The following is a 16,253-nucleotide window of genomic DNA, read 5'->3' as shown; positions in this document are numbered from 1 at the left end:
GTCGGGATGGTGGCTCGCCCATAATAATTAGATAATGTGGTAATTTGATAATTAGATAATGTTTTGAAATACTTTATATATTGTGGAATTATCTAATTATCAAATTTTCGAATTGACACATTACCAAATTATTTAAGAATAGGAATATTGAACGTAATTCTCGTTCCTTCGCCTGGAATCGAGTTCATAAAAACACGTCCGTTGATGTATTGGATTCTTTCTTTCATGAATAAAAGCCCCATTCCAGATTCGCTGTTGCGTTTTTTGTCAACTGAATTCACGTCGAAACCTTTTCCGTTATCGTCTACGATGATGCTTAAAAGTGTTTCGCTGTGCGAAAGCTGCACAATAATATGTGACGATTCAGCATATTTAATGGCGTTGTTGATCGCTTCCTGTGTGAGACGGTAAATGTTGATTTCGATTAAGGAATCTAAACGCTGGTCAAAATCGGTTTTGTTGTAAAACAGGATTTCTTTTCCGGTTAGTTTTGAAAGTTCTTGAGTGAGTTTTGCTAAAGAAGAAACGATTCCGTGATCGCTTAATTCTGGTGGCATTAAGTTGAAAGTTGCCGTGCGGACACCTTTTATAATGTCAAGCGAAAGTTTCTTTAAATATTCAATTTTTTGCTCTGATTTTTCCCTGTCATCAAGATTAATGCTTTCTAAACTGAACTTTAAACCGGTAAGCATTTGTCCGATTCCGTCGTGAATTTCTTTGGCGATTCGGTTTTGTTCGTTTTCCTGATTTTCAACGATTTTGCTCGAAATGATCTTTTGCTGATTGATTTTTTCAGTTGTATTTTCAAGGTTTAAGCGTTCTACTTCGCGCTGTGCTTTTTTGCGTTCGGTGATGTTGAAACAAACAATCAAAAGTTCCAGTTCGTCTTTTTTGATCATGACGGGAACCATCGACAAATCGAGCCAGATTTCTTTTTCGTCTTTATTTATAATTTTGATTTCGCCTTGCCAGCCGCTACGCTGTTTTTCGAAAATTAAACGGTCAAAATTAACCTGTTCTTTTTCGTCTTCAGTCAGTACTTCGGAGAATTTTTTGTTAGATGAAAATTTGGTATAATTTAAAAGTTTTGCGAATTTTTCTCCAATATGAATAATCGAGCCATCAGGTGAAATTCGGCAATACAATAAAGTATTTTCCATCGCATAATTGAGCGATTTTAACTCTTTTACCGAGTTTTCTTTGATTTCGGAGATAATTTCCGTGTCGTATGCGAGTTTTAAAGCTTTCTTTTCAGAAGATAAAAGTTGGGCAATTAACCTTTCGATTTTCTTATTTGTTGGTTTGAAAATGAAGAAGAATTCCAGAAGCAGAACAAGTAATGTAAAACCAAAAATCCAATATTCGATTCGGCGTTGTTCGGTTACTTTTTCATGCGCTTCAAGATCGTATTGGGTTACAATCTGATTCATTTTTGAAAGGAAAATGCCTTCGTTTTCCAAAATAATCTGAACTAATTTTTGATTTTCAGAAACCGATTTTTTCTGTTGTAAATGCAATAGAAAAGAATCTGTAGTTTGTGCAATTTTATTGAAAATCGGATTGATTTCCAGATACAATTTGTTTAACGTTTCGCTTTTTTCTTTTGGAAAACCTAAACTGTCATTTCCATTTTCAAGTGCATTTTGATTTTTCTTCCAAAGCTCTAGAACTTCTTTTAAATGCGAAGTTTTTTTGGCTGTAGCCGAATCAGAAACGTAATGTAAAATGAGAACTTCTTTTACAATTTTCTGGCTTAGCATTCTTTGTTTACCAGAAAAATTGATAATCTTAGAATCGCTTAACTGCTGATTCAGATTGTATTGTACTAAAAACTGACTTATAATTATTGTTAAGGCAATAGTAAGAAGCGCAAAAAAATACAGACGGCGTAAATTTTTGAAAGTGATTTTTTCTGCAGCTTCCTGATTGCTTTTTTTCATTCGAAGATAGTATTTGTCTTTCTATAGGAAAATGGAATTCGCTTTAGCTCATTTCATATCTTTTTTACAATCCTAAAGAAGCTTTTATTAGGTTTAAATTTTCTTCAGAATAATTTATTTTTAAAGCTTCCTGATGTCCTTTGTCCGACATTTTATCCCAGGTTTTCTTGATGATATTTTTTAGCTTTTCTTCATCATGTTTGTGAACAAAAGGTTCTAAGTAAAATTCTAAAAACACCAAACAAATTACATCTTCCAGTAATTGTGTTTCAGCATCTTTTTTAAGTAGTTTTTTTTCAATTAAGAAAGAAACACGATCTATGAAAGTCTGATCGTAACCTGCTTTTTGAAGAATTTCAGCAGTAGTTTTTGCATGGAATTTTTTCAATTCTTCTCTCCATTTCAAATAACCCACGCGATCCATTGGGTAAGATTCTCGGGCAACTTTCCATCGACAGATGTGTTGCGCTTTTGATGCAATCTGAATTTCTTCTGACGCATTCGGTTCAAATTGCATCAGTTTTTTATACATCCTGTTTGAATACAATAATTCTTTTGGATATTCGGTGTTTTGGTCTAATTCGATGTTTGGATCTTGAGCGTTTTCAGCGTCAATCCATTGGCTTGCTTTTTGAAAAGGTGTAGTCATTTTTTGGTTTGATAATAGAATTTCAAAGATACGGAATTAGTAAATAGGTGAAATGTGAAATGTGACTAGTAAAAAGTGAAAAATGAGAATAGACTTTTCAGTACTAAAATTCATATAACATCTTACTTTTAACATACCACAATTTTTCTAATCTACAAATCCAACAAAAACTTCATCTTCAACAATCTTAATCGGATAAGTGGCAATGCTGTATTCTTCGCCGTTTAAATTTGAACCGTCAACAAGAGAAAAAGTCTTTTTATGCATTGGACAAGCGATTTTAGGAATATCATCTGCAGATCCTGTCATTCCTCTTGAAAGCACCATTTCCATTTTGTGCGGACAAGCATTTTGACAAGCGTACCATTCGTTGCGACGCGTAAAATTAAAAATAGCAATTTGTTTGTTTTTGTATTTGATACAGCCTCCTCGGTTACTTGGAAAATCTTCTACTTTACCAGCTTTGAACCAAATTGTTGCATCGTTTGCGTGAACTGTTTCGTATTGATTTAAGATTTCTTCCATTTTGATTGAGTTTTGTGTTCCTGTTTCTTAGCCCTCTTTTTACAATCAAGAGAGATTTGATGGCGCAGTAAAAAAGAGGGTAAGAAGGACAGCAAACGTTAAATGATTTTTTTTTCTTTTTTTTTTGGAGCTTTATTGTGTTTTGCCACAAAGACGCTAAGTTTTTTCTTTAAGCTTTTGTAATTTGACTTTGCGTCTTTGCGAGATTAAAACATTTTTTACGACCAAGCTTTTGGCATTTTTTGATCTCTTAACGGAACAAAAGCGATGTTATCATCTTTCTCGTCTGAGTTCACAAAATGATTGAAGCGTTTTAATAATCTTGGTTTTTCCAGCACTTGTTTCCATTCGCATTCGAAAGTGTTTACTAAAGTCTGCATTTCGGCTTCAAGCGTTTCACAAATTCCTAAACTGTCTTCGATGATTACTTGTTTTAGATAGTCTAAACCTCCGTCCAGTTTTTCTAACCAAGTTGAAGTTCTAATAAGCGGACCAGCAGTGCGTATGTAATACATTAAGAAACGATCCATGTATTTGATTACGGTTTCTTTGTCGATTTTTTCAGCCAATAAAACGGCATGTTTTGGATTCGCGCCACCATTTCCTGCGATGTATAAATTCCATCCGCCTTCAACAGCGATTAATCCGAAATCTTTTCCGCGGGCTTCGGCGCATTCGCGAATGCAGGCAGAAACACCACCTTTTAATTTATGCGGAGAACGAATTCCTTTATATCTGTTTTCTAGCTCGATGGCAAATCCAGCGCTGTCGTCCATTCCGTAACGGCACCAAGCATTTCCAACACAGCTTTTTACAGCACGAAGCGATTTTCCGTAAGCGTGACCGCTTTCAAAACCATTTTCAATTAAGATTTTCCAAATTTTTGGCAAATCACTTAAATGTGCGCCAAATAAGTCGACTCTTTGCGCTCCCGTAATTTTAGTGTACAAATCGAATTGTTTTGCCACTTCTCCAATTACGATTAATTTTTCGGCTGTAATTTCACCTCCCGCAACTCTTGGAACAACAGAATACGTTCCGTTTCTTTGAATATTGGCTAAAAATCTATCGTTTGTATCTTGAGTAGTAACGTGTTTATTTGCCGTATCATTATAAATACTAGAAAAGATAGAAGCGACAACAGGTTTGCAAATTTCACAACCATCACCTTTTCCATGATGATCCAGAACATCATAAAAATTCTCATATTTATTGATTTTTACCAAATCGAATAATTCCTGACGTGTATAACTGAAATGCTCGCAGATAACTTCTTTTACTTCTTTTCCTAAAGACTTTTGAGTGGCTTTTACCAAATCTGAAACCATTGGTTTACAGCCTCCACAACCAGAAGTTGCTTTTGTTGCCTTCACTACATCGGAAAGTGTAGCACAAGATTCGTCTAGAATTTTACAGCAAATAGCACCTTTTGTTACGTTTTCGCAAGAACAGATTACAGCTGTATCTGGCAAATCCATTACACTTCCCAAAGAAGAACCTTCAGAGCCATCGCGAGAACCTAAAATCAAATCTTCTGGATTTTTAGGTAATGCCATTTCGTTAATATAAATCTGAAAAAGTGAATTGTAATCGCTAGAATCTCCAACTAAAATTCCACCTAAAAGCTTTTTAGAATCCTTTGTAACGTTGATTCTTTTATAAACGCCACTTAATTTATTTTCATAAATAATAGCTGTAACGTCATTATTTTCAACAAAAGGATCACCAAAACTCGCAACTTCAACACCAATTAATTTCAATTGTGTTGACATATCGATGGTTTCTCTCATGGTTTTATCACCATTTAAGATTTGCTCTGCAGCTACATCTGCCATTTCGTAACCTGGAGCAACAAGTCCGTAAATGTTTTGATTGTACAATGCCGCTTCGCCAATTGCAAAAATAGAAGGATCTGATGTTCGCATTTGATTGTCTACCACAATTCCACCTCTTACGCCAACTTCAAGTCCTGAAACTCTGGCCAGCTCGTCGCGAGGCTTAATTCCAGCCGATATAACCAACATGTCTACTTTTAACAATTCGTCGTTTGTAAACATCATTCCTGTTATACTTTCCTTTCCGTCAATATATTGCGTTGCTTTGTTGAGATGAATTCCGATGTTTAATTCTTCTATTTTTGATTGAAGCATATCACTTGCGCCTTGATCCAATTGTCTCGGCATCAAACGCGGAGCAAATTCCACCACATGGGGATTCAATCCTAAATCTCGAACGGCTTTTGCTGCCTCTAATCCTAATAAACCGCCACCTAAAACAGCTGCTTCGGTTGCGCCTTTTTGTTTTATTTTTTTCGCGTAAGCCATAATAGCATCAAGATCTTCGATGGTTCTGTAGACAAAAACACCTTCTTTTTCTACACCTTCAATTGGTGGTACAAAAGCCGAAGAACCTGTTGCTAAAACTAAGTAGTCGTACGTATGTGTTTTGTTTAAGTGTGTATGAATAGTTTTTGCATCACGATTAATATCTGTAATTAGTTCAGATGTATTTAGAATAATGTTGTTTTCAGCATACCATTGGCTTGTTGAAAGGGAGAGATCGTCTGCCGTTTTTCCTCCAAAGTATTCACTTAAGTGAACGCGATCGTAGGCGCGTCTTGGCTCTTCCCCAAATACTGTGATTTGATACTTTTCTTGTCCTGATTTTGCAACAAACTTTTCGCAAAATTTATAACCAACCATGCCGTTTCCAACTACTATTACTCTAATCATGATTTCTTTAATTAAGTATTACTACGCAAATATAAGTATTTATACTTATAAAAATACGTAAACAAAATATTTTTTAAGTGGTAAATAGGTTCGGTTTACTACGTATTTTGTCTTAATCTTTTACGTGGTGCGGGTTTTGAAGAATTTGTTCCTTACTTAGTTTTTTTAAATTTGAAAGGATTCTAAATAAGCGTTTCGAAAAAATATCGTAAATTCATAAGAATTTTACAGATGTTTTATAAAAAGAATATTTTTTAAACTAAGATCTTATGAAAAAATTACTTTCAATATTGTTATTAGCAGCTTTAATAATCGGCTGTAAAACGACTGCAAACAAAGAATCTGGCACAACATCTTCTGTAAGTTCAACAGAAGAAGATTTAAAATATTATTTTAAAGGAACTGGAAATGAGCCATTTTGGGGAATCAAAATGGGGAATGAAGAAATCGTTTTTACATCATTAATTCCTGGCAAGGAAAAAATCGCTTTTCCAGCAGTTGATGCAATTCGGGCTATGGATGCTAATGTGAAAATGTATAAGGTAAGTAATGAAAATACTTCGGCAACAATTACGATTCAGCAATTGGATTGTCAGGATTCTATGTCTGGAGCAATTTCACCTTACAGTGTAAAGGTCGAAATCAAAAATAATTTAGAATTAGAAATAAAGAAGCTCAGCGGTTGCGGAAAATATCTTACCGATTATAGACTTCACGATATTTGGGTTTTGGAAGAATTGAATGGATATAAAGTTTTTGCAACCGATTTTCAAAAGGAATTTCCAAGACTTGAAATTAATTCTGCAGAAAATAGATTCTCTGGCTTTGGAGGCTGTAATTCGATAACGGGACAAATCTTTTTTGAAAAAGATGTTTTGCGTTTCACTAAAGTGATTTCAACTTTAATGGCTTGTCCGCAAGGAAATAAAGAAGGTGAGTTTTTAAAAGCTTTGCAAAGCACAACAACATATTCTATTGGAAATAATCAATTGACTTTGTCGAATCCTTCTGCGAAATTGGCTGTTTTTAAGAAGGTAGATTAGAGTTTTAAAATGTCGTATTGTATCTAAAAAAAGGCCTATCCGGCTCTTGTTTATATTAGCACTAAAATATTTTTATAAAATAAAACTTATAATATTTATTTTACATGAAAAGGATTTTAATGTTATTAATTGCAATGGTGTTAGTTTGCAGTTGTAAATCGACTAAAGAAACGAAAACAACCAATTCTAGTCGTGAAGGCTTAGTTGAAAAGAAATTACAGCAAACTTGGATTTTGGAAAACTTAAACGGGAAAGTTATTACTGATAAAGATTTTTTAAGTTCTCCAAAAATTGTAATTACGCCATCTGCATTTTCTGGTTCGACTGGATGTAATGCTGTAAAAGGTAATTTAGTTTCAAAAGGTGATGGGAAAATTCAATTTTTAAATTACACAACAGAAACTAAAAAGTGTGATGCAAAAAAAGAAGGTGAATTCACACAGTTGTTAAAAACGACATCGGGTTATTCTATTAAGGATAATAAACTTTTCCTTTCAAACCAATTTGGACTTACAATGTCTTTTAAAAAGGGTTTGACTAGTCCTAAAATAGCGATACAGGATTAATAATAGTAAAAATACATTTTTAGACAGAAGTAGCTTTCAAGTTACTTCTGTTTTTTGTTTTATAGGTTTTCATTTTAATAGTACTTTGCAAATGCATTTGATTAGGAGTTAGCATATGGTTTGACCCATGCGGTCTAATTTGATTATATTTATTAATAGTCTCACCCACCAGTTTTTTCATTAAATATAGATCAAGATGATAAGAGTTAATCATAAACTCCTGCTTTAATATTCCATTTATTCTTTCAGCTACTGCATTTTCATAAGGATCAGAATTTTGTGTCATACTGCATTTTAGGTTGTATTTCTTTAAAAAATACTGATACTCATCTGAGCAGTATTGTATTCCCCTGTCTGAGTGATGTATCAATGGTTCAGTTCTAAAAACCCTATTCTTATGTGCCATTTTTAAAGCATTGATGCATCCTTGCGTATTGAGAGAATCAGATACTTCATAGCCCACAATCTTTTTTGAATAAGCATCTGTTATCAAACTTAAATAACAAGGTTTCTCACGTTTGCCGATATAGGTAATGTCTGATACCCATACTTGTTCAGGTCTGTTTATATCTAACTCTTTTATGAGATTAGGATGTTTTCTAAAACGATGATGCGACCATGTAGTAACATGATAACTCCTTTTTGGCTTTATCAGTAAGTGATTTGCTTTTAAAATACTGAAGAACTTATCCCTGCCTACCTTTAAGCTTTTTAACTTTAGATTGAGAATATGGTATAGTTTGCGCGTGCCAAGCCGAGGCTGTTCCGCACGCTGTTCATTGACTAGTTCTACAACCTGCTCTGCCACATTTCTCCTGAGCTTGGTGCGTTTAATAATCCGATAATAAACCTGTCTGTTTATCCCGAACAAACCACAGATGAAGCTTATGCTTTCCTGCCTTTCTTCTCTGAAAGATTGGATTGTTCGGGTGGTGAGTTTTTTCGAATATCAATATTATATTCCTTTTCAGCCAAATCTATCATCATATCAAAAAGAATAGCTTTAGAGTCAGAGATATGATTTTGTTTTTCAAGATGGGCTTTTTGTTTTTCCAAAAGTTTTACCTTGGCTTCAAGCTCCATAATTCTTTGTTCAGGTGTCTTTGGCATATTTGATGGTGTTTGATTTTCCCAATCAAAGTTACCATATTTCCTGAGCCAATTTACAACCGTGGAGCGGCCTTGGATTCCATAGTGTCTTTGAGCAGAGGTTACTGAAAAAATCCCAGATTCAACCTCTTTAACAACACCAAGTTTAAAGCTAAGTGTGTAATCTTTCTGTGTACGTTTTGAGTAATTATCCATACGATACTTTTTTGTGTATCGCTATTTCAGGACGAGACAGTTAATTAAAAAAGAAAGGCTTCGATTTATTTCGAAGCCTTTTTTATTTTGATAAAAATATGGTTACTCAAACAATTCTTTAGGATCTTCTTCATTTTCTGATTCTTCTTCAATAAAATCCAATTCCAAAGCTCTTACGCTTTGAACGGCATTTCCAGCAATACCACGAATTGAACCGTACATTCCTAAAGTATTGTGAACTACTTTTTCGATTTGTTTTTCGCGCTGTTTCCAGATTCTTTGCATGGCTCTTTTTTCAGAATCCAGATCGCTTTGCATTTGAGTAAAACCTTCTACAATTCCTTCAATCTGCAAGCGAAATTCGTTACTTGTAAGGAAATCATATAGCATAGACATTTTATCGCCTTTATTTTCCTGCGCCTGAACCGCTTGATTAATTTGAATTAAAGATTGACGTAACACAGCGCTTAAACCTTTAAATTCTTCATAAGTACAAATCCAGATTCCGTCGCGCATTCCCATTCGGTCCATTCCCGAGGGCATAACTTCAGTAACCAAAACACCAATATTGGCTCTTTTAGTTCTAATGTCGTTTTTAAATTTCTCGATCCAAGAAGGTTGAAACGCTTTTGTTCTTTTACTTTCGTAGTAAATAGAACCGCAATTTTGATGTTCTCTTGTGTTTACAACTTGAAGACAATCTGCACCGTTTGCCCCTTTCTTAATTTCATCAATGCTATCAAGAGGGAAGTTGTTGGCAAGCCATTCTTCAATCGCTAATTCCATTACTTCACCCTGCAATTGCATAGAACCTTGTTCTTGCTTACGTTTCATTTCTTCAGTCAGCTTTTTTTGTTCTTCCAGCTGTTTCTGAAGTTCTTTGAATTTTAATTCGTTTTTATCGTCTTCTTGTTTTCTGATTTTTTCACGTTCTAGAGTCAATTGAACATTCAATTGTTTTTCGGCTTCGGCTTGAATAGAATCTTTCATTTCCAGTTTTTCTCGCTGCAATTTGGCGATTTCACCTTCCATTTTATTTAATTCCCTGATTTTTTCAGATTTTTCAGAGAGTTCTTTTTCCATCAATAACAAACGATCTTTGTTTTCTTCCTCAAGTTTCGCTTTTAGTTTTTCTGAAATTTCTTTTTCGGCCGTTTTTTTCTCGCGTTCCAAACGTTCAGCAAAAAGTTCGTTTTCCTGTTTTTTCTTCGCTTCAAATTCGGACTTCGCTTTTTCCAATTGTTCGTTTTTAAGCTCTAATTCACGGTTTTGAACATTTGCTTTTTGCTGGAATTCTTTACGGATGCTGTCTTCCAACTGGTGTTTTAAAACATCATTGACATCGATAGGAGTTCCGCAGTTTGGACACTGAATTGAAGATTGCTCGGCCATTTTATATTGAAATTTTATTGTAGAATTTGAATTTGCTAAGATATTTAAAAGTTCTCTTTTTATTGTTGAGATTGGTGTGATAAATTGTAACGAATTTTAGTGCTACGTCTTTTTAAGTTTTAGGTTTGGTTTAATCTCGCAAAGACGCAGAGTCGCAAAGTGTTTTTATGAATTGCGTCCAGCTTTAGCTGGATGGGATGTATAAATATTAAGTTTATAAGGCTTTAGCCAAATCCCTAGTAGTTTGGCTGAAGCCTTCTCCAATTCGACTTTTATACCTCCAGCTAAAGCGGGAGGCAATTCAAAATCCTTTTAATCTTTTTAATCTGTGGCTAAATAAAGCTTTGCGATTCTGTGTCTTTGCGAGATGTAAAAAATCAAAACTTAGCGAGAGCTATTCTTTGTCAATAAAAACTCAACCGCAGATCGAGTAATCTCAGATTCATCTTCCTTTGCAGTGATAATTGAAACATTCGTATATAAATTCACTTTTTTCAATTCGATAAAACCAATTTCAGGATCTCGATTGTTTTTGGCAATGTTTGATGGAACAATTGAAATTCCTAATCCGTTTTTGACCAATTGTACAATGGAGTTGATGTTATTGGCTTCATGAATAATCTTTGGCGTAAAGCCATAAAAAGCACAAAGTTCCAATAAGACTTCGTGGTAATGCGGTGCATAATCTTTATTGAAGAAAACAAATGTTTCGTCTTTTAGGTTTGCAATTTCATTTTCTGATTTTATCTGAAAAGAACTTTTATTATAAACCAATGAAAATCCATCTTTAAACCATAAATGTGATTTTATTTTTGCAGAATGAATTGGCGATCTAATTATTCCCATTTCAATTTTTCCTTGTTCTAAAGCATCAATCTGTTTGGTGGTGGAAATCTCGAAAAGTTTGAAATTGACGTACGGAAATTGCCCTTTCAGATGTTTGATCAAATCTGAAATGACAGAAGAATAAATCGAACTGATATAGGCAATTCTAAATTCGCCCGAAATATTCTCTGCAATCTTTTTTGTTTTGATTGAAATGCGTTCCAGATTCTGAAAAAGCGCTTTCATTTCTTCCTTAAAATACTTTCCAGCTTCGGTAAGTTCTACTTTTTTATTGTTTCTGATGAAAAGTTTTGCTTGAAGTTCGTCTTCCAATTCCGCTATTTGTCGGCTTAATGGTGGCTGCGAAATAAAGAGTTTTTCTGAGGCTTTGGTAAAGTTCAGTTCTTCGGCGACAGCTAAGAAATATTTTAAGTGACGTAATTCCATGATACCTTTAAAGTATTATTAATTGATAAAAATAGTATTTTTAAAGTATTTATGAAAGAGGTAGTTTTGGTTTTAAGTTAAATGTTAGAAGTGAAACGTTAAAAGTGGGAGAGCTGTAACGAATAATTCATAACAGTAAACTTGTAACTTTTAAGATAAATTAAACTCTCGCAGATAGGGCAGATGTAGCAGATTATTAGTTTTAGATAAATCATCTTAATCATAATAATATCCCGATCATATAATAGCAAAAAGATTCGCTCCATTTGTTTAATCTGCGAGAGATAAAAAAACAAAAACCATGAAAAAATCAACTATTGAAGAAATCAAAGAACGATTTGACAATGATGTCGAACGATTTTCGAATTTAGAAACTGGACAAGTGGCAACAATTGATGCTACTATTTCTTTAGAATTAATAACAGAAGCTTCAAAGCGAATTGTTCCAAATGCTACATCCATTTTAGATGTTGGCTGTGGAGCCGGAAATTACACGTTAATGATGTTATCTAAAGTGCCAAATTTAAACTGTACTTTGGTCGATTTGAGTTTGCCAATGTTGGATCGCGCTTTTGAAAGAGTTTCGGCAGTAACAAATGGAAATGTCGAAATAAAACAAGGCGATATTCGTGAAGCGGCTTTAGAAGAAAACAGTTTTGACATTATTTTGGCTGGTGCTGTTTTGCATCATTTGAGAGACGATCAGGATTGGGAAACTACTTTCGTTAAATTGTTTAAATTATTAAGACCAGGCGGTTGTTTGATGATTTCTGATTTGATTACGCAAGACACCGAATTATTGAATGAATATACTTGGAAACGTTATGGCGAATATTTAGAAGAAATAGGAGGGGCAGAGTATCGTCAGAAAGTTTTGGATTATATCGAAAAGGAAGATTCGCCAAGATCTATGAATTATCAATTGGATTTAATGAAAAAAGTAGGTTTTTCAAAAGTCGAAATCTTACATAAAAACATGTGTTTCGGAGCTTTTGGAGGAATTAAATAATTGTTTTTTTTTTGCCACGAATTACACGAATTTTTATTCACAGAGAAAAAATAATTCGTGGCTAACAAAAAAACTATACGTTGACAGGCATTGGATATTTGTTTCTAAGATCGAAAACTAGTTCTGATGGCCCGTTTTGCTGAAGGTAATCTAATTTTTCGATAGCTTCTTTAAGAGTAGGAATATGTCCTTTTGGAACCCACCACATTGCGGTATGAGCTTTTCCGAATTTTTGAAACCACTCTTTTCGGCGTCTTAAAAAGTCGCTGTGAAAAGTTTTGTACATATAATGTTCCAAGGTTTCAATATTTTTCCAAACCGAAACATTGATAATTATCTGTTCATCATTATACGGATTCAGGTTTGTAGCATTATCGCTATCGTCTTTTAATCTCCATACAAAACCTTCACTTTCTTCGGCTAAAGTATTTACAGTGTCTAAATTATCTACAAATTCTTTCATGATCGGGTCGTTAATATCAACTCCTTTCATTTTGGCCATATTAATTTCTGCAAGGTGATAATTGCTCATAAAATAGATGTTTCTGAATTTTAGGCAATTTAACTTTTTTCTGAATAATTATTTTAAGGAAATAAGTTATGTATGTAACAGTTCTTGAACCTGCAAGGTTTTGGAAACCTTGCAGGAAGTGATTTATAGAATCTGTTCTGTTTTGTAAACCTGAATTGGACTTGAAACCAGATTTTCGGTTTTTTTGATGAATTCTTGTAAATAAGATTGATTGTTGTGTAGGTCTAATCCTGGTTGATCTTTCCATTCTTCCCAAAGAATAAAAACATTTTCGGAAGTGTGTAAATCGTAACGAATACACGTAGCTTCTTTTCTAGTTTCAGAAACTAGATTTGTTAGCAGGTTTTGAACTTCATTTAAGTGCTCTGGTTTACTTTTTAAAATTGCTGTAATCGAAATCATAATTATAAGTTTTTAAAAGTTTGCTCTAAATGTTGGGTGTATTGTTTTTTAAAGATAATAATATTTTCTGGTGTTGCGCCTTTTTCTACATCATGAAAATGGAAGCCGTTTATTTTTTCCATTCCGGTGAATTTGTTCATTTTATGGAAACCAAACATTACGCCATCATCAACAGAAGTCTGATCGAAGAATTCTCCTGGAAGTGTAAAAGCGGTTGCAGGTGCATTCCAGCTTGTGGTAAGCATGTATTTGCGTCCGTGTAGAAGTCCGCCCGTTCCGTAATTGATGTCTGGATTTACACGACTTCTTCCGTCACTTTTATAGATTCCGTTGTTGTGTCCTTGTGTAAAAACGTCATCGATATATTTTTTGAAAAGATTCGGAATTTGAAACCACCAAACTGGTGTATGATAGATAATTAAATCTGCCCAAACGAATTTTTCTACTTCTTTTTGAAGATCTATTTCGTCTTCAATGTGAGTTGTTTTTATTTCGTAATCGTTGTTTTTAGAAAGAAATTCAACTGTCCAGTCTTGTACTGTTTTATTGAATTGTCCTCCTGAATGCGCAAATTTTTGCCCGCCGTTAATTATAAATATCTTTTTCATTTTACTTTATGTTGTTATGGATACGTGATGCGTGAGGGATAGGAGCGATATCTCCCGATTTAGAAAAACAAGGCTTTTTAGCCGTAGTTTTTGTTTATCGGGAATTTAGCGTATAGCCCGGCCCTTGGGACACGCCCAAATTCTAAATTATTTAAGTTTTGAGATTTTTTTAAACACATAGAAATATAGGTTTTTCTTTCTTGGAAAAGAGAATGGAAAGAAACTAGTTTCTAACACATAGGTATGTGTGTGTATGTAAGTGAAACGCCTTTGTAGACAAAGTAAAACTATGTTTCTATGTGTTTAAAAAGAGAATTATTTTATTTTAGCAATTGCCTGATTGATAAATTCCAATTCTGAAGCTGATAGGTCGAAATTCATTGTTTTGGCGTTTGAAATGGCTTGTTCTGCGTTTCTTGCTCCCGCTAAAACAATTGCAATTCCTTTTTGTAAAGATGTCCAACGTAAAACTAATTGCGATAAGCTTGCTTCTTTTGCATGTGCTAAAGAAGTTAATTCTTCAACTAAAGTTTTTACTTTTTGAAGATCAAACTGATTGAAATAACCGTTTCTATGGTCGTTTTCTTTTAATTTGCTGTCTATGAAATATTTTCCAGTCAATAAACCTCTTTCCATTGGGCTGTAAGCAATGATTCCGATGTTTTCTGCAACTGTAAAAGGAATTAATTCTTCTTCAATTTTACGATTCAGCATGCTGTAAGCGACTTGGTTTGAAGACACTTGAATTGTTTTTTGTGCTTCCTTAATTTGTGCAACATTGTAATTGCTTACTCCAAAAGCTCTGATTTTTCCTTGCTGAATTAAGCTTTCTGCGGCTTCCATTGTTTCAGAAATTGGTGTTGTTGAATCTGGCCAGTGAATTTGCAATAAGTCAATATAATCGGTTTGAAGGCGTTTTAAGCTTTCTTCAACTTCTTTAATTACGTTTGCTTTTGATGAATATTTGTAAATCGGAACTTTTTTTCCATTATCGTCTGCGTCAAAAAAGAAATCGCCTTTTCCGTTGTTGCTTCCGTCCCAAACCAAACCGAATTTTGTAAGTAACTGAACTTTAGAACGATCTTGACTTTTAATAGCTTCTCCGATCATTTCTTCGCTTAAACCAAATCCGTAAAAAGGAGCGGTGTCGATTGTTGTAACGCCATGATCGATTGAAGCGTGGATAGAATCGATTGAATCTTTCTTTTCTGTTCCGCCCCACATGGTTCCGCCAATAGCAAATGCACCATAAGTAATAGCTGATAATTCAAGTTCTGAGTTGCCTAGTTTTCTATATTCCATGATTGTGATTTTTTGTGTTTAAAATTGATGAGGCAAAATTATACTGTTTTTATGATTCTTATTTGGTATATATTTGTCTTTTTTAGGTATATTTGCATCTTCAAATAAATAGAATTATGAAGAAAGAAAACTTATATGAACCTTTTACGGTTTCTTTTGAAACGCTGAATGAATATCCAGATGTAGGAGATCGCCATAATTTTTTCGAACTGGTTTACATTTTGGAAGGAACAGGAAGACAGTGTATTAATAAGAATATTTTTGAGTATGATCCAGGACATTTGTTTTTATTGACGCCCGAGGATTGTCATAATTTTACAATTGAAACCGAAACGAAATTTTTCTTTTTGAGGTTTAATGATATTTATTTGAAAAATTCTAGTCTTCAGAATGAAAATATTCAGCGATTAGAATATATTCTTCAAAACGCCAATCATCAGCCGGGCTGTATTCTTAAAAATGATCCTGATAAATGTCTGGTAAAGGTTATGATTGAAGCTATTTGTCGTGAGTATCAGGATAAAGACGTTTACAATCAGGAACTGATTCAGCAGTTGGTGAATACGCTGATTATTATCGTGGCGAGAAATATTGCGAAATATCTTCCGGAACAAATAACGATAAATACGGAAGCCAAAGCGATGGATATTCTACAATATATTCAGAATAATATTTACTATCCTGAAAAGATTAAAGCGGAATCTATTAGCGATTATTTTGGGATTTCGAATACGTATTTAGGACGTTATTTTAAGAAACATGCCAGTGAAACGATGCAACAGTATATCAGTAATTACAAAACAAAACTGATTGAACATCGCTTGCAATTTAGCGATAAGCGTATTAACGAAATTGCGTATGAGTTTGGTTTTACGGATGAAAGCCATTTTAATAAGTTTTTTAGAAAACAGAAAGGATATAGTCCGTCTGAGTTTAGAAAAACGATTCGATTGAGTGCTTAGGTTTTGCTAAAAAA

The 16,253-nt window shown here is 33.9% G+C and carries 16 protein-coding genes; 4 read left to right on the top strand and 12 right to left on the bottom strand.

The genetic code is table 11. The annotated features are described in order from the left end of the window. Positions 1 to 128: 128 nt before the first annotated feature. From SOM12_RS00875 to nirB, 4 genes are all read right to left on the bottom strand, one after another. A complete protein-coding gene (locus tag SOM12_RS00875; RefSeq protein ID WP_320492056.1) occupies positions 129 to 1,940 on the bottom strand; it encodes an ATP-binding protein in 1,812 nt (603 codons plus the stop codon). Positions 1,941 to 2,004: 64 nt separating this feature from the next. Next, the gene (locus SOM12_RS00870; protein WP_320492055.1) at positions 2,005 to 2,589 is read right to left on the bottom strand and encodes a DUF4202 domain-containing protein; all 585 of its coding nucleotides are present in this window, start codon (positions 2,587 to 2,589) and stop codon (positions 2,005 to 2,007) included. A gap of 147 nt (positions 2,590 to 2,736) precedes the next feature. Then, a complete protein-coding gene (gene nirD / locus SOM12_RS00865) occupies positions 2,737 to 3,114 on the bottom strand; it encodes a nitrite reductase small subunit NirD (protein ID WP_320492054.1) in 378 nt (125 codons plus the stop codon). A 218-nt stretch (positions 3,115 to 3,332) separates the two neighbouring features. Then, positions 3,333 to 5,846: a nitrite reductase large subunit NirB gene (gene nirB, locus SOM12_RS00860; protein ID WP_320492053.1), complete on the bottom strand. Its 2,514-nt coding sequence runs from the start codon at positions 5,844 to 5,846 to the stop codon at positions 3,333 to 3,335. Between the two features lie 269 nt (positions 5,847 to 6,115). Here nirB and SOM12_RS00855 point away from each other — a divergent pair, with 269 nt between their 5' ends. Together SOM12_RS00855 and SOM12_RS00850 are read left to right on the top strand one after the other, a co-directional pair. Beyond that, positions 6,116 to 6,889, top strand: a complete 774-nt coding sequence (locus SOM12_RS00855) for an META domain-containing protein (RefSeq protein WP_320492052.1) — start codon at positions 6,116 to 6,118, stop codon at positions 6,887 to 6,889. A gap of 104 nt (positions 6,890 to 6,993) precedes the next feature. Further along, entirely contained in the window at positions 6,994 to 7,455 is a 462-nt protein-coding gene (locus SOM12_RS00850) for an META domain-containing protein (protein WP_320492051.1), read from the top strand. 19 nt (positions 7,456 to 7,474) lie between these two features. Here the strand turns inward: SOM12_RS00850 and SOM12_RS00845 are convergent, their stop codons facing one another. From SOM12_RS00845 to SOM12_RS00830, 4 genes are all read right to left on the bottom strand, one after another. Continuing rightward, on the bottom strand, positions 7,475 to 8,326 hold the full coding sequence (locus SOM12_RS00845; RefSeq protein ID WP_320492050.1) for an IS3 family transposase: 852 nt from the start codon (positions 8,324 to 8,326) through the stop codon (positions 7,475 to 7,477). 14 nt (positions 8,327 to 8,340) lie between these two features. Then, on the bottom strand, positions 8,341 to 8,760 hold the full coding sequence (locus SOM12_RS00840; RefSeq protein WP_320492049.1) for a hypothetical protein: 420 nt from the start codon (positions 8,758 to 8,760) through the stop codon (positions 8,341 to 8,343). A 102-nt stretch (positions 8,761 to 8,862) separates the two neighbouring features. Beyond that, positions 8,863 to 10,152 (bottom strand): DUF2130 domain-containing protein, encoded by a 1,290-nt coding sequence (locus SOM12_RS00835; protein WP_320492048.1) that lies wholly within the window; start codon positions 10,150 to 10,152, stop codon positions 8,863 to 8,865. Between the two features lie 384 nt (positions 10,153 to 10,536). After that, the gene (locus tag SOM12_RS00830; RefSeq protein WP_320492047.1) at positions 10,537 to 11,424 is read right to left on the bottom strand and encodes a LysR family transcriptional regulator; all 888 of its coding nucleotides are present in this window, start codon (positions 11,422 to 11,424) and stop codon (positions 10,537 to 10,539) included. A 301-nt stretch (positions 11,425 to 11,725) separates the two neighbouring features. Between SOM12_RS00830 and SOM12_RS00825 the strand changes: the two genes are divergently transcribed. Next, entirely contained in the window at positions 11,726 to 12,433 is a 708-nt protein-coding gene (locus SOM12_RS00825; protein WP_320492046.1) for a class I SAM-dependent methyltransferase, read from the top strand. 73 nt (positions 12,434 to 12,506) lie between these two features. On the opposite strand, the gene SOM12_RS00820 is transcribed toward SOM12_RS00825, so the two are convergent. The 4 genes from SOM12_RS00820 to SOM12_RS00805 all read right to left on the bottom strand — a co-directional run bounded on the left by SOM12_RS00820 (position 12,507) and on the right by SOM12_RS00805 (position 15,277). Beyond that, on the bottom strand, positions 12,507 to 12,965 hold the full coding sequence (locus SOM12_RS00820; RefSeq protein WP_320492045.1) for a DUF3291 domain-containing protein: 459 nt from the start codon (positions 12,963 to 12,965) through the stop codon (positions 12,507 to 12,509). A gap of 123 nt (positions 12,966 to 13,088) precedes the next feature. Continuing rightward, entirely contained in the window at positions 13,089 to 13,367 is a 279-nt protein-coding gene (locus SOM12_RS00815) for a putative quinol monooxygenase (protein WP_320492044.1), read from the bottom strand. A gap of 2 nt (positions 13,368 to 13,369) precedes the next feature. Further along, positions 13,370 to 13,975 (bottom strand): NAD(P)H-dependent oxidoreductase, encoded by a 606-nt coding sequence (locus tag SOM12_RS00810; RefSeq protein ID WP_320492043.1) that lies wholly within the window; start codon positions 13,973 to 13,975, stop codon positions 13,370 to 13,372. 315 nt (positions 13,976 to 14,290) lie between these two features. Continuing rightward, the gene (locus tag SOM12_RS00805; RefSeq protein WP_320492042.1) at positions 14,291 to 15,277 is read right to left on the bottom strand and encodes an aldo/keto reductase; all 987 of its coding nucleotides are present in this window, start codon (positions 15,275 to 15,277) and stop codon (positions 14,291 to 14,293) included. Between the two features lie 116 nt (positions 15,278 to 15,393). Between SOM12_RS00805 and SOM12_RS00800 the strand changes: the two genes are divergently transcribed. Beyond that, positions 15,394 to 16,239, top strand: coding sequence for an AraC family transcriptional regulator (locus tag SOM12_RS00800; protein ID WP_320492041.1), 846 nt, complete (start codon positions 15,394 to 15,396; stop codon positions 16,237 to 16,239). Positions 16,240 to 16,253 lie beyond the last annotated feature (14 nt).

Origin of the sequence: Flavobacterium sp. CFBP9031 (assembly GCF_034044945.1) — a bacterium.
Lineage (GTDB): Bacteria > Bacteroidota > Bacteroidia > Flavobacteriales > Flavobacteriaceae > Flavobacterium.
This window is presented reverse-complemented; position numbering and strand designations above follow the sequence as displayed.